The 18,116-nt window shown below is 27.4% G+C and carries 19 protein-coding genes and 1 pseudogene; 15 read left to right on the top strand and 5 right to left on the bottom strand.

Annotated features, from left to right (window positions below):
- The first annotated feature begins 12 nt into the window (after positions 1-12).
- Positions 13-294, top strand: coding sequence for a hypothetical protein (locus tag CSPA_RS27815; RefSeq protein ID WP_015395748.1), 282 nt, complete (start codon positions 13-15; stop codon positions 292-294).
- 387 nt (positions 295-681) lie between these two features.
- Here CSPA_RS27815 and CSPA_RS27810 read toward each other — a convergent pair whose 3' ends face one another.
- Positions 682-1,287, bottom strand: a complete 606-nt coding sequence (locus tag CSPA_RS27810) for a hypothetical protein (RefSeq protein ID WP_015395747.1) — start codon at positions 1,285-1,287, stop codon at positions 682-684.
- Positions 1,288-1,532: 245 nt separating this feature from the next.
- On the opposite strand from CSPA_RS27810, the gene CSPA_RS27805 reads away from it, so the two are divergent.
- The 4 genes from CSPA_RS27805 to CSPA_RS27790 all read left to right on the top strand — a co-directional run bounded on the left by CSPA_RS27805 (position 1,533) and on the right by CSPA_RS27790 (position 3,679).
- The gene (locus CSPA_RS27805; RefSeq protein WP_015395746.1) at positions 1,533-2,117 is read left to right on the top strand and encodes a recombinase family protein; all 585 of its coding nucleotides are present in this window, start codon (positions 1,533-1,535) and stop codon (positions 2,115-2,117) included.
- Between the two features lie 148 nt (positions 2,118-2,265).
- The gene (locus CSPA_RS27800) at positions 2,266-2,472 is read left to right on the top strand and encodes a helix-turn-helix domain-containing protein (protein WP_015395745.1); all 207 of its coding nucleotides are present in this window, start codon (positions 2,266-2,268) and stop codon (positions 2,470-2,472) included.
- A 232-nt stretch (positions 2,473-2,704) separates the two neighbouring features.
- Positions 2,705-3,439 (top strand): sigma-70 family RNA polymerase sigma factor, encoded by a 735-nt coding sequence (locus tag CSPA_RS27795; RefSeq protein ID WP_015395744.1) that lies wholly within the window; start codon positions 2,705-2,707, stop codon positions 3,437-3,439.
- Positions 3,440-3,679 carry a hypothetical protein gene (locus CSPA_RS27790; protein WP_015395743.1) on the top strand — a complete coding sequence of 80 codons (240 nt, stop codon included), beginning with the start codon at positions 3,440-3,442 and terminating at the stop codon, positions 3,677-3,679.
- Positions 3,680-3,879: 200 nt separating this feature from the next.
- Here CSPA_RS27790 and CSPA_RS27785 read toward each other — a convergent pair whose 3' ends face one another.
- Both CSPA_RS27785 and CSPA_RS27780 read right to left on the bottom strand, forming a co-directional pair.
- Positions 3,880-4,227 (bottom strand): Rha family transcriptional regulator, encoded by a 348-nt coding sequence (locus tag CSPA_RS27785; protein WP_015395742.1) that lies wholly within the window; start codon positions 4,225-4,227, stop codon positions 3,880-3,882.
- Positions 4,228-4,695: 468 nt separating this feature from the next.
- A complete protein-coding gene (locus CSPA_RS27780; RefSeq protein ID WP_015395741.1) occupies positions 4,696-5,331 on the bottom strand; it encodes a hypothetical protein in 636 nt (211 codons plus the stop codon).
- Positions 5,332-5,499: 168 nt separating this feature from the next.
- On the opposite strand from CSPA_RS27780, the gene CSPA_RS27775 reads away from it, so the two are divergent.
- The 9 genes from CSPA_RS27775 to CSPA_RS29890 all read left to right on the top strand — a co-directional run bounded on the left by CSPA_RS27775 (position 5,500) and on the right by CSPA_RS29890 (position 15,045).
- Complete coding sequence (locus CSPA_RS27775) at positions 5,500-7,389, top strand: DEAD/DEAH box helicase (RefSeq protein WP_015395740.1); 1,890 nt, start codon at positions 5,500-5,502, stop codon at positions 7,387-7,389.
- A 45-nt stretch (positions 7,390-7,434) separates the two neighbouring features.
- A complete protein-coding gene (locus CSPA_RS27770; RefSeq protein ID WP_015395739.1) occupies positions 7,435-7,764 on the top strand; it encodes a hypothetical protein in 330 nt (109 codons plus the stop codon).
- An 86-nt stretch (positions 7,765-7,850) separates the two neighbouring features.
- Entirely contained in the window at positions 7,851-8,525 is a 675-nt protein-coding gene (locus CSPA_RS27765; protein ID WP_015395738.1) for a hypothetical protein, read from the top strand.
- 323 nt (positions 8,526-8,848) lie between these two features.
- Positions 8,849-9,649 (top strand): sunset domain-containing protein, encoded by an 801-nt coding sequence (locus CSPA_RS27760; protein WP_015395737.1) that lies wholly within the window; start codon positions 8,849-8,851, stop codon positions 9,647-9,649.
- A gap of 107 nt (positions 9,650-9,756) precedes the next feature.
- Entirely contained in the window at positions 9,757-10,218 is a 462-nt protein-coding gene (locus CSPA_RS27755; protein ID WP_015395736.1) for a hypothetical protein, read from the top strand.
- Between the two features lie 38 nt (positions 10,219-10,256).
- Positions 10,257-10,907: a hypothetical protein gene (locus CSPA_RS27750; protein ID WP_015395735.1), complete on the top strand. Its 651-nt coding sequence runs from the start codon at positions 10,257-10,259 to the stop codon at positions 10,905-10,907.
- 127 nt (positions 10,908-11,034) lie between these two features.
- Positions 11,035-11,208 carry a hypothetical protein gene (locus CSPA_RS30385; protein ID WP_015395734.1) on the top strand — a complete coding sequence of 58 codons (174 nt, stop codon included), beginning with the start codon at positions 11,035-11,037 and terminating at the stop codon, positions 11,206-11,208.
- Positions 11,209-13,100: 1,892 nt separating this feature from the next.
- A complete protein-coding gene (locus CSPA_RS27745; RefSeq protein WP_015395733.1) occupies positions 13,101-14,813 on the top strand; it encodes a methyl-accepting chemotaxis protein in 1,713 nt (570 codons plus the stop codon).
- A gap of 58 nt (positions 14,814-14,871) precedes the next feature.
- Entirely contained in the window at positions 14,872-15,045 is a 174-nt protein-coding gene (locus CSPA_RS29890) for a hypothetical protein (protein WP_017810901.1), read from the top strand.
- A gap of 262 nt (positions 15,046-15,307) precedes the next feature.
- Here the strand turns inward: CSPA_RS29890 and CSPA_RS27740 are convergent.
- A pseudogene (locus tag CSPA_RS27740) lies at positions 15,308-16,162 on the bottom strand (tyrosine-type recombinase/integrase); the annotation flags it as partial.
- Here CSPA_RS27740 and CSPA_RS27735 point away from each other — a divergent pair.
- Positions 16,163-16,642: an N-acetylmuramoyl-L-alanine amidase gene (locus CSPA_RS27735; RefSeq protein ID WP_015395731.1), complete on the top strand. Its 480-nt coding sequence runs from the start codon at positions 16,163-16,165 to the stop codon at positions 16,640-16,642.
- A gap of 472 nt (positions 16,643-17,114) precedes the next feature.
- Here the strand turns inward: CSPA_RS27735 and CSPA_RS27725 are convergent, their stop codons facing one another.
- Complete coding sequence (locus CSPA_RS27725) at positions 17,115-17,798, bottom strand: hypothetical protein (RefSeq protein WP_015395729.1); 684 nt, start codon at positions 17,796-17,798, stop codon at positions 17,115-17,117.
- Between the last annotated feature and the right edge of the window lie 318 nt (positions 17,799-18,116).

Here is an 18,116-nt window from a genome sequence, read left to right as displayed (position 1 = left end):
AAGGTGTTAGAAATGAAAAAGAAAATGATTAATACTAAAGCCAAAATACATTGTCATACTTGCAAAAAGGATTTTGATATTTACTTTACTATAACAAATAAAGTAGATTTCTGCCCTCATTGTGGTGCAATAGTAGATGAAACAATGCGAAAATACATTACTGATTCTATTAATCAGGTACAAGAAACAAATCAACTTTTTTACAAATATTATCTTGAATATAAAGAACCAATGTTTACAATAAGCTTAGAAGGATTGTGCACAGATGATGCAGAAGAAGATAATATTAACTAGATATATTTGAGTTGCATACTTATTAGGGGGTATTAAAAGCCAAGGGAATTATACAATATAGTCATTTACATGATTGAGTAGTAATTTAAGGAGTATCAAAAGTAAGATACTTCTTTTTTTATTGTCAAAATAAATTTATTAGTATAATAACTTAACGGTTTTGAATGAAATGTTTATAGATTAATGTACTAAGAATATTTAAATTATGCTAGATAAATTAGAATGGTGATATATTAAAATCTATATAGCTTATGACAATCCTAAAACCTTATTTGTAAATGAATGATTATTTATAGAAGTACAATGAAATTTACATTAAACAATAATGAATCTATAATAACTTAATTGTATTGTTTTTGTAATACAATTAAGTTATTAATACAGTTGTTAAATAATAACTATATTAGGGCTAGATCCTTTAAAAGCTCTGTTGTAAATATCTTCTCCACTAGTATTACCTAAATATGTAGTTGGTAAGTTTTCAGTTTTTAATTGATTTATGCGTAATAATGTTTTATATTTGCTATTCATTATAGGATTAAGATCCACAATGCTTTTTGCTTGATCTAAAGATAAACCAGAGGTTTCTATTGATTCAGCAATATTAAATTGAGCATAAGGAATATATTTATATTCATTTTTTACAAATAAAATAAGGTGTTTGGCCATTAGTTTAATTATAGATCCAGTGATAGGATAAAAGGTTTCACCATATTTCTTAAAAGAATTAATGAATATATCAGCTATTTCTTTACCAGTATAAAATTTTTCTTTACCAGTACTTGTTATGTTATTATCTACAAGAGAATAACAAGTAAAATTTAATGGTCTAGAAGACATACGTGCAGCTATGCCAATCTCTCTATTTTCAGAAATAATACTTTGTAATGAATGGGGCTGATGGGTTTGTAAACTTATTTGATCAAAAGTTTGAGTTATTATTTTTTTTTGAGCTTCTTTTGTCAATAAATTTAAATCGTCATAATTAAACATGTTCATCACTCCTTTTTACAATAATGAAATTATACCATGATATTATACGCTTGTAAACTATGGTGTGAAAACTATACCGTAGAAATCATACCATAGAAATTATACTGTAGAGAATTATTGTATTTGTATACTAGTATCATAACTTAACAGTATTGACACCACAATGTTAATGATGTAAAATAGACATATAGAACGGTGTTAAAACTTAGTGTCAAAACAATTTGTGAAATATGAGGTTACGATATATGATTTATGGGTATGCTAGGGTATCAACTAAAGGGCAATTAGATGGTAATAGCATTGAAGAACAATCATCTAAAATATTAGGAAGGTATTCAAATGCTAAGATTTTTGAAGAGAGTTATTCAGGTGCAAAGGAAAGAGAAATATTTAATAAGGTACTGTATGAATTGCAACAGGATGATTTATTAGTAGTAACCAAGCTAGACAGATTCTGTAGAACAACCAAAGAGGGATTACAATATATTGATATGCTCATGGGTAAAGGGGTCAAGATACATATACTTAATATGGGACTTATAGAAGATACACCAATGGGGAGATTAATAGTAACTAATTTATTAGCATTTGCAGAGTTTGAAAGAGCAATGATCATAGAACGTACTCAAAGTGGTAAGGCAATAGCAAAGACAAAAGAAGGATTCAAAGAAGGTAGACCAAAAGCATATACAGATAAGCAATTAGATCATGCATTAAACTTGTTATCAATTAATGGTGGCGATAAGAGTTACAATGAAGTTGTAGAGATTACAGGAATATCTAAAAGCACATTAATAAGAGAAAATAATAAGCGAAAAATTATTAATTAAAAAATAAATACTAAAGTACCCCACTTTTTAATAGTGGAAAGCATTAAGAACTTAATGGCTGCGGGAATAAGTAGGTTATCGACTAAAAGTACGATACCTGTTTATTCTCGTAGCTTTTTTATTTAAATATAGTGAGGAGAGATTGTAAGTGGACGAATTACTAACTATTGCAGACGTATCAAAAAAATTAAAACTTAATAGAACAGATACATATTTGCTTGTTAATAAAGGATTGCTTAGAGCAACTAAGTTAGGAAGTCTTAAAATTTCATCAAGTGAATTAGATAGATTTATTAATTGGAGCATGGGAAAAGATTTATCAGATTTAGATAATCCAAAAGACTTAATTTCATAGAGGCACTTATTTAATTTTGTAGCCAAGTTTATAAATTAATAAGAACCAGGTAAATAATATTTATTCACTTAAGAACGAAGCTAACTTTTTATTTGTATATGCTACTGCTCAAATTGAACAAGCATAACTTTTGGTTACAGATGATTAATTTAAATATTATATAGAGTCCAAAGCGGAATCATGTAAATACAAAACTCACAGCTGAGAATTCGATTAAGAAAGGGGTAAAAATATGACTAATGAGGAATTAGTTTTATCGTATCAACAAGGAGATAAACAAGCATTAGATATTTTGATTGATAGTAATATAGGAATAGTAAGAAAAATAGCAAAGAAATATAATACTTTAGATAAATTACTTGAGTTAGATGATTTAATACAATCTGGAATTTTAGGATTGATTACTGCAGCAAATAAATATGATTTAAATATTGAGAATAAGGCTACTTTCATTACTTATGCTTTTCAATATATAGAAAGAGAAATTTATAATTGTGCTAATGGTAGAGGATCAAGGGAAGTTAATAACAATAAATTTTATAGAACAGTTAATAGCCTTAATGTTCCAGTAGGGGAGGAAGAAGATACAGAGTTAATAAATATGTTAGATAGCCACGATATGAGTATGGAAAACATAGAGGATGAAATATACTTTAAACAACTTAGAAACGAACTAGAAGGGGCTATGATAAAGCATAATACATTATTAGAAAGACAGATATTAAAGCTTTATTATGGATGGGATATAGAACCAATAAAAATAAAAGAAATAGGAGAAATGTTTTCTGTTCCAGAAGATAAAGCTAGATTGATGGAAGTTAAGGCTCTCAGAAAAATTAAGGATAGTTTATGGGGAAGGACTAGTGGCAGAAAATATAGAGATGAATTAATTGGTACTTATGATAATACTTATAGAGCAGTTGAAAAAAGGATTGACCTAGAACGATATTTTAAGGATGTGATTTAATTGGAGAATAAACCTGTTTACATAACATTTGAAGAATTAGGGATTGTCATGTGTAAAGCAGATACTAAAAGAAAAATACTGAATCCTATATGGGATAAAATGTACCTTGAAAGTGTTCAAATATTCTATAAGATGGGTTATGTTTTTAGAGATAAAGACAAACCTAAGAAATATTACTCTGATGAAGAAGTTAAGGAAAAGATAATAGATAAATTAAGAGAAGCATCTATAGAAATATAGGTGTTCTTATTTGTGGAATTGATTATAGACAATTTCCTCTTTAAAGGGGTGTGTAAGAACAAATAAAGAGTAGCATATCATAAGGGGAATATGAATTCTACTCTTCAACTTTATATAATAGGGTAAATATTTATGAAAAAAAGTTTTATCATTAACTATGATTTTATTATAGTAATTTATTGTGTCAGAATAATGGCAAATTAGAATTGATATCTACAGAAAGTTGTTTTATTAGAAATTATTTGGTCGTTACTTTCGGTAACTACCTTTTTGAATTTCTTCAATTCTTCGACCTCGAGTTTATAATAATGTTTGCGTTCCTGTTTTAATTTTTGGTTTTCTACTTCAAGAATGTTTATATATTCAATAGTTATTAATCTTACAAGTGTACTTTCTGAATTAAGAAGCATTAACATTCCGTCACGATTTAATTCGTAGCATGGTCTTACTTCACCTTTTTTATCTGTGTATTTAACCACCTTAAAATTTAGGGCGCTTTCTAGACCTAGTGTTTCCAACGTTTTTAGTTCAGTTTCTATTTTAGCCATAAAATTATCACTAAGGGTAACGTTACCTTTAGTTAGAGTTGGAGTTATTCCTACTATTCTGCGTTAAGTACTTTCTTTGGGTGGATCGTAGCCATCAATCATTCTCATAATTTCTTTATGTTCTTTCTCTAACATTTCGGCCACTTCTCTGCTATCAATAAAAGCAATCCAAAAAATGCTTTCCTTATAGGTATGGGCTCAGAGTCTGCTCGAGCATTTATTATTGGTTTCTATCTGAATTGCAGTAAATATAGACTTTGCCCTACAAAATGGAGAAATATAAGATAATATCGTAAATATTGCTCTAAAATCGGAATTTGAAAGTAAAATATTAGAACTAAGTCTATATACTGAAAAAGCAAATTCTGAAACGCTTTCTTATATATTACTGTTTTGCTATATAAGAAAATAAATAGGTAGGATGTTATAAAAATAAGCTTACCAGCTATTAATTGGTAAGCTATAGAATTAAAAAAATGATGAGATATCCATTTCTTTCAAAATTGAATTTATTAAATAAAAATTGTAGTTTCTTATATTATTATTAACTCTTAATTCATCAATCATTTTAGTAATAATCCGTTTTCTTTTATCTTTTCTTATAATATTATTTACAGAAACTATTTTAGAAGCAAATGGTTCTCTGTAAGGGTAATCTTCTAATCCTTTTTTTATATCCAATAGTTTTCCATATGGAATGATATCCCAACAACAGATAAGCCATCTAATTGCATTATACAATTCTTCAGCAAGTGGATCCCATGTCTCATTTGATGTATCAGAACCGTTTCCACCGCCTCCATGGGCACCATTTCCTTCACCTATTAACGGATTAAATATTTTTGGTCTTTTAAGTTTAGCAAGTTTTATTAAATGTTCTCCAGCACCACTTCCACAAGTTATACTTCTTTGGATGTTTTCATTTGTTTTATTAATGCACAGAAATTCATAGTATCTATCTGTCAATGTATCATGTGCATCACTGTGCTTGGTTCTCCCATTTAATAATTTCGCATATATTAATAATTTAATATTGTAGTCACGAACTATGGATTTTCTAGTTTCTTCCCCGTAACAATCCAAAGGCTCTAAATTTTTATACATAGAAATTCCTCCTTTTACTTTATATTATAATTATAAATTTTAATAATAAAAATATAGGCTCAAATAAAAAGAAGATAATTGAAAATAATTATTACGATAATGACTATTGCAACTATTTGTAATATAATTAACAATAATAGGTAAAATGATATGTTTCAGGAGGTAATTATGGGAGTTGAAGACTATTTTGTTGTTAGTGAACCTAACATTGATACTAATGAAGAATTAAGGGAGCCGCAAATAATTGCATACTATAGAGTCTATGAGCATTTTAATATTAGAAGAAAGGAATCACATGCGATATTAATACTTCCTACTGGTGTAGGTAAAACAGGGCTAATGGGAATATTACCATATGGTATTTCCAAAGGAAGAGTTTTAATAATTACTCCACAATTAATGATAAAGGATGAAGTGGTAGATTCTCTTAATCCTGATAATCCGAATAATTTTTGGTTAAAAAGGAAGGTATTTAAAGATATAGATAATTTGCCAGCACTATCAGAATATGAAGGAACAAAAACATCTAGAGAAGTCTTGGATTTATCAAATATGGTTGTATTAAATATACAGAAATTGCAGGGAAGATTGGATTCATCGCCATTGAATTTTTTGCCAAACAATTATTTTGATATGATAATTATTGATGAAGCACATCATTCAACTGCTAATTCATGGGTTGAAACTATACAACATTTTAGTAGCGCAAAAGTTGTAAAGCTTACTGCAACACCGTTAAGAAGCGATAATAAAGAAATTGCAGGAGAGCTGGTTTACAGGTATAAATTAAGTCAAGCAATGGCTAACAATTATGTGAAAAGCCTTAGAAATAATAGTTATATCCCAGAGAAACTATATCTTACAGTAGGGGAAGATACTTCGAAGAAATATACTGTAGAGGAGTTATTAGAGCAAGGAATTAAAGATGAGGATTATGTAAGTAGATCAGTTGCATATTCTATTGAATGTTCAAAAAAAGTAGTAGAGGAAAGTATTAAATTATTAGAAGAAAAATTGAAAGATAATAATCCAATACCACACAAAATAATAGCGGTTGCTTGTGGAATTGAGCATGCAAAGCAAATTAAAAAACTATATGAAGAGTATGAATACGAGGCAACTATAATTCATAGTAAATTATCTAATGAGGAAATTGAAAAGGCCAAAAGTGATATTAATAATAATAGAGTTAAGGTTGTAATAAATGTTGCAATGTTAGGTGAAGGATACGATCATCCGTATTTAAGTGTAGCCGCAATATTTAGACCATTCAGAAATTCACTTCCATATGAGCAATTTGTAGGAAGAATATTAAGAAGAATTAATGATGATAATGCCACAAGAGCGTCAGATAATATTGGAGATATAATATCCCATAAACACTTAGGATTAGAAGATATGTGGCAAAAATATAAAATCGAAGTAGAAGAAAGTGAAATAATTAAGAAAATAAGAGAAGAAGACGAATTGCAAGAAACAATAGAAAGAACATCATCAAATAAAGATGAGGTTGATGAGGTTGATATTGGTATAGCATCAGAAGATGGGCAAGGTGCGACAACTAGAGTTGATTTTGTTGATACAGAGATTATAAGACGTAATAGAGAAGAAGAGAAAATAAGAGAAGAAAAGATAAAGGGAATACAAGAAATACTAAAAGTAGAACGAGAAAGAGCTATACAAATATTAAATACAACTGAAGGTATAAATAATAATATAAAGAGACCTGATCAATATTTCTCTAGGAAAAGAAAAGATATTGATAGCAGAATAAAAGAAGATATTGTTCCATCAATAATTGCAAAAAATAGCATAGATAAAAATGGAGTAGAGTTAAAAAATTGCAGATTATTTACAAATAAGTATAGATGGATTTCAAATAGAATAAAGAATAATGGTGGAATGTTAGCAGTATATTTTGAGACATATTTAAAAAATACAATGGGAATACCAAAGAGTGAATGGAAGCTATCAGACTATGATATTGCAAATGAAAAATTGGATGAAGTAGTAGAGTATGTAGAAAAAGTAATAGAAAGTTTTATGAATTTAAGATAAAATGAAGATAATATAATTTGAATTTTATAAAGAGAGGTATGCGCTATGGAAAAATATATTGATAAGTTATATGCATTATTGCATTCACCTATAATTACACCATATAATCTTTTAGAAAATGCAAAGTTAGATAATTACAATTATGTAAAGTACTATAAAGGTTCTAATGGTCTCATAGCAGAAATGCAATGTGTAAACGAGGATGCTGTTGAAGTAACATTCTTCTATGAATTTAATATTAAAGATGAACTTAATACCATAATTATGAAGGATCATCAAAGCATAGAAGTTATGTTCAATAGAGATGATGAGATAAAAAATGTAAAAGACAGAATACATGAGTTTACTCATATGAAAGAAAAATCAATAAGTTAGTTTTAAGGGAGTGTGTGCTATTTAGTAAACACTCTCTTTTTGAATCATAATATTAAATCTAAACTTGTTAGGAGTTGAGAAATTTCATGCAGTTAATTATTAAAAATACTCATATTTTTGATATTAGGGTACAAGAAGCGTTTAGAGAATTTATTGAATTGAAAAAAGATAAATTCAAGGCTAGCAAGAGTTATATGTTGACTATAATTTATAATGCCAGATCATTGTCAAATAAGGATGAGAGTGAATTTTATTTCGATAATTCGATATACAATAATATTCACCCAAAATGGAGATGTAAGAAAGATGAAGCATTAGATACACAATTGGATAAATGTGGGGATATTTTAAAAGAATATGATATAAAATGTTATTGGTATAGTATTGAAGGAGATAATTTAAAGAATAATAACGTCAAAATTGTTTTAAAAGAAGATAAATCAAAAGGATCACATATTAAAGATGGGGTAACGATATCAATAATGATGCCTAATAAGGAGCATACGATAAGTACAGTATTACAATTATTTAATGAAAGAATGAGTGGACTATATTCTATTTTAAGTAAAGACCTTAGTAATGGTATTATGTGTAGAATTTTAGATATACAATATACAGAAGATGAAAATACAATATATAAAGCATTTTGTAGAGAATATAGTGATTGGTGGTTTGGTAGTGAAGAGAGAGAAGAAGAGCTAAAGGGAAAACTAATAAATAGATTTAATAAGATAATAGCGGAATTAGAAAGTGAAAAATAGTAAAATTCTTGATAGCAATAAAGATGTTATACTATTATATATGTTTAAATGGATTAAAGACAAATAATCATAACTTTATTTGCGAAAAAAAGATAATATAGTATGGTAAAACTCTTAAGAACTCTAGAAATAGGGTTCTTTTATTATGCCTAAAATGAGGTTCATGAAGTTTATGAAGTATGTAAATGTTAAAATAATAAATGTCATAGATGATCTTTAAGGTATTGGAATTAATTCAATACCTTATATTTTTTTACATTTTAGAGGTATTTTGAGAAACGTGTAGAAATTAATTAATTATTAGAATTAAGGGGGGAATAATAATGACAACATTTTTATTTTTATTGAGTTTAATTTGCTTTATTGCAGGGCTTATTAAGCCTCAAAAAATCATATTTTGGAAACAAGAAAAATATAGAACTAGGAAAAATGTCTTTAAATATTTTGGAACAGCAACAATTATATTATTAATATTAGTAGGAATATTTAATCAGAACAATTCTTCTAAGCCTACTACAGCAACGGTAGATAATAAAGCCCAGACTGTTACAAGTAAAGATACAGAAAAGAAAAGCGATACAGCCGAATCAACAAAAGAAGCAAAAAAATCGGGATGGGTACAAGAAAAGGGAAATTGGTATTATTATGATAATGGTGCTCCTAAAACAGGATGGTTAAGGGATAATAATAAAAATTATTATTTAAATTCTTTAGGTGCAATGCAAAAAGGATGGGTTAAAGATAGTGGTAAAGATTACTATCTTGATAACTTAGGGGTAATGCAAACTGGATGGATTCAAAGCAATGGGAAGTGGTATTATTTAAATTCTGATGGTGCCATGGCATCTAATACAACAGTAGATGGATATTATTTATCATCTAATGGAGCAATGCAAGAAAAGAGTTCAGATAATTTAAACACAAATACTAATACTAATTCAAATACAACTTCTGGTGGTAAACAATATGTAGATTCAAATGGTAATGGACTTATAAAGGGAAGTGAAAAACATATATATCATATACCAGGAAGTACATACTACGACAGAACTAAAAAAGTTGTACGATGGTTTAAAACTGTTGAAGAAGCAGAAGTAGCAGGGTATAGAGCACCAGAAAAATAGGAAATCTTAATAATTAGCAATGTCTATTCTTAATATTATAGGATTAAATTTAATATTTTTTTTATTATCAAATCTTTATTAATTTATATAAAGGGGATGTAGATTGTATGACTGCTTTAGAATATATGAATGATGAGAACTTTAGAATATATAAAAAGAAACTTCGCTTTAAAAATAGTAGTAGTTATCAAAACTATTATTTGGTAGTCAAGGAACATAGAATAATAGATATATTGTGGGAAAAAGAAGCAGGTGCGATTCCAGAAGTGAATCTTTCTTATGATAATATAGAATTAATAGTGTATAAAGTAGTAGAAAAAATTGATAATAGATATTTCAGCTTTTGGAATAAAGACAGAATTGAATATATTATCAATCAGGAAATTCAGAGCAATATAAACTATGGAATGTTTTTTTGTAAAAGTATTGAACAAGCTAGAAATGAAAATTTTAGTGATAGAACCGAAATATGTGAACTTAAAGCAAAAGTAAAAATAGATAATTTAATTGGTGGAAATTTGAGGAATCTACAGTTTAGTAAGTGTATACCAATAGAAATTAGAGAATAAAAATATTTAATAATATAAGTTAGAAGGGATATATTAGAATGAAGTATAAAGGCTGGATAATTGCTATTTATGATAAGTATGAGCTAAAATATAATGAAAAATATAAAAATATAAATAACAAAAAGAAATTTAAAGAGTTAAGTTTTAAGAAAAAAGCAGAATTTGTAGGATATTTTACGTCTATAGTTATTGGAGCAGTACTTTATGGTGCTGGTATTTTACTGAACAATCCTTGGAAGTTTGTAATAGGAGCATTACTTATGATTGGTCCACCAATGATAAGTATTTACTTTGACAAATTTAAAATAGAAGTTTATAAAAGGCATGCTAGAGTATTAATGGAGGTTCTAGAAGAAGAAAATATAAATACAGTTTCTGTAATAGAAAGATTAATTAAGGATACATCAGGAGGATTGTATAAAATAAATTACGGAGAAATTAATAACTATATAAAGTTGGTAACTTCAGTTGTCGGAATATTTGGTGCTGCATTTGGTGCAGGAAACCTATTAGATAAATTAAATGGACAAATTAAAAATATAGCTATTTTTTTAATATTGATAATTATATGTGGAGTTACAACTTATTTAATTAGTTTGGAAATTCCCAAAAGTAAAAAAGTAAAGTTGAAAGAACTGCATGAAACACTAAAAATTTTATTGATTTATGAAGAAGGTAGAAAAAAATAATATTTAAAGATTTAATTATATAAAAATTGGGCATCATATAACTAGGATAGATTTAATAACTAATTTTATAATATTGGAATACTTTTACCTTAGCGGTTGAAACAAAAGTTAAGGAGATGATTTTTATATGACTATTAATGATATTGGAGCAGTTATTCTAATGATATTAATTAATAATGTATTAAATTTCAACTTAAAAAGGTTCGATTTAAATCTTGAGATTATAAAGAATAATTTTAATATACGTATTAATATAGGTTTGGATAGGATGGAAAAAGACACGTTATATATGAAAATGTAAGTGCCATTTCCCATTACAATTACTAATTATATTAAAGTTAAAAGCATTCTAAATCTATCCGTTGAAAAGCTTGGTATTAGGAGTGCTAAGCTTTTCTTACTTATAGTATAGCCAACATTCGAATAATTATAACAAATTAATTTAAATTAAAACTAGATACTTATAATTATAATTTTATATTTCGCTTTAAGTATGAGTAAGGAATACTTAAAGTTGCAAATTTAATTAACTTTGAATAAAGAATACTTATATAATTTATTATGTATTTAATGTTTGTTAAAAATGTGATCTTGCAGCAATTATAATTGATTTATAATCATGCTATAACAAATTAAAACCAAATAAGTTAGGTTATATTTATTTGATTTACTTTTGATAGTATTCAAAATAGTGTAAATATTAAAGAGAGTTAGTCTTAGTATTTAAAATATAAAGATTTCGTAGTTATTAAGTAATGAAGATCATTAATTATTAATTAATTTATTTGTATTGTTTTTAAGATTAAAAAGAAATAGACAGTCGAAAGAAACGTATTCTATTGTGCTTTAAGATCTAAAATGAAGCTAAAGAATATTGTGAATTTAAGGCATTATCTATTGTATACTGAGTATATAAATAACAAATTAATTAAATATAGTGGCATGATTGTGCTGGAAAGTAGTAAAGATTAATTTAAAGCATTTTGAAGATAATCATTTAGAATTTGTTGTTAAGTCAGCAATTATTCGTCTAATGCTGCTATAGATTTGTTATTTAAATTAATTTGTTTAAGATTATAGATTAAGATAGAGAATATTTAAAAGAAAAAAAGGAAACAAAGCGGTTTATAATCATAGCTGAGAATAGATTAACGTATCTAGATTAAGTTTTTATAAAAAGACATTTACAAGAACATAAGTGAAATTAGAAGTATAAAGAATATGTACTTAGTGATTAAATCCAAGTAAGATCTTTTATATTTGATATTCTTATTTAATTTATTATTTTTTGTTTAGAAGTGCAAGGATATTGGTGTTTTGTAGTTTTATATTACTGTCTTTAAATAATAATTAAACTGTACTTATGGCTAATTATAATTAATTGAAATGTAATCTATAGTTGAATTTACAATATAAGTGAAAAGATAAGGCGTTGCAGATAGTACCACACCTTATCTTTTTCACTTATTTTCTGAAAGAGGTCATTTTTATTAATTTATTATTGAAAAATCTTTAGCAAATGAATTTCTTATAATTTATTAATATGTTTTAAATTACAGATTATATAGAGCATATATAGAAATATAGGTGTTTTTTATTATAATACTTAAATGTTAATATAACATTTAAGGCACTAACCTAGATTTATATACTAAGTTAGTGCCTTTTCTATTTAAGACTATTATGGATTTATTTTATATTAATTTATTATTTGTTTATTTAGGATTTTTTATTGGTGGTCAATTTATTGCCTTACAAGATTCATATAGAGATATTTTAAGAGAATTAATATAAAATTTCATTTAGGGAAAAGTTTGTGACTAAATGAGATTTTTTTATTAAAAAAAGATTAATGATAAATCATATAAATGATGGTAATTAGACATTATAGATATTTTGTATAATTATATTATAACATATATTACAAATTATTAAAATATTGTATAAAAATCTTTAAAATGATGTATTAAATATCAAAATAATACAATTATTTAATTAAAATAATATATTTTAATTAAATTAGTTGGAATAAGTATTAGTTTGGTAGCAAATTTACTATACAAAATATCTATATTGTTTAGTTAATTGTGTGAATAAAATATATTAAAGAGAGTGTAGCTAAAGCCATGCTTTTATTAATAATATTAGATTTATGAAAAATTATAAATAGAATCTAGAAAGAAGGAATAATTGATGGGATTACTAAAAAAAATAAGGGTAAAAGTAAAATTGATTGGAGCGTTTTTAATTGTAGCATTACTAGTAGGGATTGTAGGAACTATAGGCATAAAATCACTTGATAATGTAGGAGAAAATGCAGAGAAAATATATAATCGAAATCTTAGGGTTGTATACATATTAACTGATATGAAAGAAAATTTATCAGAAATTAAGAGTGACATGTTGCAATTGGTATATGTGCAAGATTCATCTAAAAGGTCTCAACTGGAAAAAGACATTGAAGAAAATAAAGAGGAAAATAATAGATACATAAGTGAATTTGAAAGTTTTTCTATGAGTAGTGAGGAAAAAAACATATATGAAATATTTAATACAAAATTAAAGCAATATATATTACTAAGAGAAAATGTGATTAATCTAGTAGATGAGGAGAAGTTTAGTGAAGCAGAAAAACAATATTTACAGATATCTAATGTTAGTGAGGAAATGTTTAATAGTATAAGTAAACTTATAGAAGCAAATTTAAATGATGCAAAATTAGCAAATGATAATATTAATTTAATACATACATCATCAAGAACAATCATGATAGTAATAAGCATTGTTGGATTAATATTAGCAATTCTAATAGGATTAATATTATCAAATGATATAGATAAGCCGCTCCAAATAATTAGATTATTTGGAGAAAAACTTGCAAACTATGATCTGTCATATGAATTTAAGGTTACAAGAGGCGACGAATTTGGAAAGACAGGAGCGTATTTATTTAAAGCCCAGGATAATATAAAAGAGCTTGTTAAAATGATTGTTGAAAATTCTCAAAATATGAGTTCTTCTTCAGAAGAATTATCAGCAACAGTAGAAGAATTATCATCTAAAGCAATAAGTATAGATGAAGCTGTGAACAATATAGCAAGTAATATGCAAGAATCAAGTGCTGGAACAGAAGAAATAAGTGCATCAATTCAAGAAGTAGACTCAAGTATAAATATACTTTCACAAAAGGCTATGGATGGAAGTAGTAGTTCAAATGTATCTAAAGAAAGAGCAAGAGAAGTTAAAAATATCAGTCAAAAAGCTATGGAAGAATCAAAAAAAGTATTTGCTGAAAAACAAGAAAAAATGGCAAAAGCCATTGAAGATGGTAAAGTTGTTAGTAATATCAAAGTTATGGCGGATACAATAGCAGGCATAGCAGAACAAACTAATTTACTTGCTCTTAATGCAGCTATAGAAGCAGCAAGAGCAGGAGAACAGGGAAAAGGATTTGCTGTTGTAGCCGATGAGGTTAGGACACTTGCCGAACAATCTTCAGAAGCAGTACAAAATATTCAGGAAACTATTATTAAAGTTCATAAAGCATTTGATAATAGTATTGATACTGGAAGTGATATACTGGAATTCATTGATAAAAATGTACAAGAGCAATTTTTAACTCATGAAAAAACAGGTGAACAATATTATAATGATGCTGATTTTATAAGTACAATCTCAGAAGAGATTGCAACTATGTCGGAAGAAGTTACAGCAACAGTAGGGCAAGTGAGTGATGCGGTGCAAAATATGGCACAAACAGCTCAACAGTCAAGCGAACAAGCAGTAACAATAAAGGAAAGCATTGATGAAACTACACATGCAATAGAGCAGATAGCACTAACGGCACAAAGTCAAGCAGAACTTGCTCAAAAGCTTAATGAAATAGTTCTAAAATTTAAGATTTAATATAACTAATATAAAAATAACCGATGTTGGTGAAAACACAGATAGCTATGAATTAAAGATGTTAATACCAAACATTGAATATATAATACTGAAATCATTTATAAAAGAGTATGGTGGTTTGTTCTTTTCAACTGAAGATGAGCATAGGAAATTAAAAGAAAAATTCTTAAATAGAGTTATGACATTGATGGAAATGGAACGTAAAAGTGGAGAAAGACATGATAACCCATAAGATGACCAAGAGGTGACCATTCTCCAATTCAAAAGACAAAATTAAATAATTTTACAAAATATATAAAGTTCAATAAACCTAGTAATATAAGCATATTGCATAACATTAGCAAACATAGTGAAATATATATTAACATATAAAATTTCTCCCGCTGGGAGTATTTAATCACATGAAAAACGGCTTAACCATGCAGGTTGAGCCGTTTTCGTTTTGTACTAAGGGGATTATTTGGGGATTATTTTTCGAAAAAAATAAATAGGGATTAATCGGGGATCGTATCCACAAACATATCATTTAATAAATTAGCAGTATTATTTTTCATATCTAGCATTATATGAGTATAAGTATCTAAAGTTTCAGTAATACTTTTATGCCCCAATCTTTCTGAAACAACTTTGATATTTTCACCTTTAAAAATTAATAATGTTGCGTGGGTATGTCTAAGGGCATGGAAAGAAAGTTGTGGTAGTTGCATATAATTATTTATATCGGCGCTTGGATCTGCTTGGCTAAGTTCTTCGACCGACAGTTTATATTTTGAAACTGATCTAGTAAACTCCATTGATAAATTACGGGGGTTACACATTTCACCTTCACGACTTAAAATAACAAAATCAGTATCTAGTGATTTTCCTTTAATTTTTTTCAATTTAGTGATTAATATATCGGGTAAGGTAAGTTTTCTATAACTAGGATTAGTTTTTAATTTATCTGTAAATATTAAAGATTTATTTTTTTTATCGTTTATTACTTGATTTCTAACAGTTAAGATCCCGTTTTCTAAATCAATATCACACCAACGCAATCCACATAGTTCTCCAATTCTTAAACCCGTTAAAAGATCCACAAGGGTTGGAAAGTATAAATAATCGTTCTTAATCTCATTTAAGAAAAAATCAACCTCATTTTTATGCCAAAATTCAACTTTAGGTTTTTCGATTGATACCCGCTCAATATCAGTTGGTAGATAAAATATTAATTTATTTTTTTGTGCATATCTAAGGCAATTACTCAAAGTTTCCATAATTTTTTTTGCACTTGATGGTTTTTGTCCGCCATTTATGAGGCTATTATAAAAATTTTGTATATCGATATTAGTAATTTTACTTAAGAGGAAATGAAAAAATATTATACCGCAGTTAAAAACGTATTAGAAAAATACGGTCATACCGTGATTGAATGCAACTCGAATGGATTGACTGCGGGTGCTGAACTTTCAGAGGGGGCGAACAAGTCGAACGGGGCGAACGTTGATTTATTCGTTAGCCTCCATATGAACGCAAGTAACGGACAAGGGCACGGCGTAGAGGCGTTAGTCAGTTCAGCAAATAGTGGGGCGTATAAGTACGCCTTAAACCTTTGTAATAATTTTGGATCATTATTCATTAATAGGGGCGTTAAATACGAGAGCCTTTACGAAATGAACCATATTCAACCCCCGAATGTAATTTTTGAGATTTGTTTTTGCGATAGCCAAACAGATATCGAAATATATAATAAATACTCATGGGATCAATTAGCTTATAGGTTCGCAAATGCGATCGATCCAAATATCCCAATAGAACCGCCTACAGATAATCAAAAAGCGTATGGATAGAAACACAATACATACCATTAAGCAAGTGCCAAGAGTTAAAAAATATATTGGGATCATGGTTTTATGAAATAGAAAATTAAAAACACGAAATAATCATGGTTATTTCGTGCTTTTAAAGTTCAGTTTTTGAATTATAAAATTTATTAAATATAAAAATAAATAAGTAAGTACGATATTGATTATTAAATAAAGTATATCTATGTTTATACCATTATTACCTTTAAATAATATATTAATTAGTTGAGAATCTACATTCTCTTTTGAATAAATATTTAAATACCTAAATGGTAAACCATACTTATAATTAATAATGAGTGAGCTAGATGTTGCTTCCGCTGGTATAACTATTGTTAATAATATTTGTATTAAAAGGGTTAATTTAAAAAAAAATGGATTTTTCATAATTCCTCCTTATGCAAAAAGAGCGATATATAACTATTATATCACATATCACTCTCATAATTCTAATAGTTTAAGAGTGTGAACATATAGCCATTAATCCTAAAGTAGCACTTAAACCTACATTGTGTCCTGAAACAGATACATAGTACCCCCAAGTTCCTTTAATAATACTGTGCCATTCATTGGATTCAGGATGTGTTAATCCACTATAATCGCTGGTCCAAGTAGAAAGACCTACTCCTGAAATACGTGAACCTCTAGAAGAATTTGTTACTACTCCGTCACTGTAGTCAAAGTAGTGTTCAGAATATATTGTTTGATAGGATGCACCAGGAACATCCCAATTAACTTTTTTTGGAACCGTACCACTTCCAGAACCAAAGGAAACATAACCAACACCGTAATAATCTGTGCCCAATTCATCGTCTGGACTTTCACTTTTTAATGCTAAACTATTGTTTTTAGTATATTTTGAATCCAAATTAGCTTTAGTTGATTTTACGAAGTTCAATGCTTCATCCCAAGTGTTGAATTTTAATACCTTTGCATCTTTAGGTAGCTTGTCTAGTTTGCGAGCATGTAGTGCTTTGGCAGCATCACTCTCTAAAAAGCTTTCTTCATCTGAAGATTTAGATACTGTAGATAAATTTGTAGAATTATTATTTAGATTTTGAGTAGTACTTGCAAATGTAGGTACAGATGTAGTTAAAAGAGATAATGTGGTAATTAATATAATAAGATTTTTTTTCATCATAGAAATCTCCTCCCCTATACATTAGATATTATAATTGCAATTACAATTATAATTATACATATTTTGAATATTATGTAAACAAGAAAGCTGTGACAAATAAATAGTGTATTGGATAGATAGTGTGTGTAATCCTAATTATTAGATATAATGTGATTGCAATTTTATTTATTTATTAGTATTATATGCAATAAATTGGTGAAAGAAAAAAAGAAATATGTATAAATTTAAAATTGATTAGCGGACTCAGATAGCACATATGTTAATGGTAAATTAGATCAGATAATTTGATGTAATCGAAATTGGTATAACTATTATAGA

Source organism: Clostridium saccharoperbutylacetonicum N1-4(HMT) (assembly GCF_000340885.1).
GTDB classification, from domain to species: domain Bacteria; phylum Bacillota; class Clostridia; order Clostridiales; family Clostridiaceae; genus Clostridium; species Clostridium saccharoperbutylacetonicum.
The sequence above is the reverse complement of the archived record's forward strand: the minus strand, read 5'-3'. Positions and strand labels throughout refer to the sequence as shown.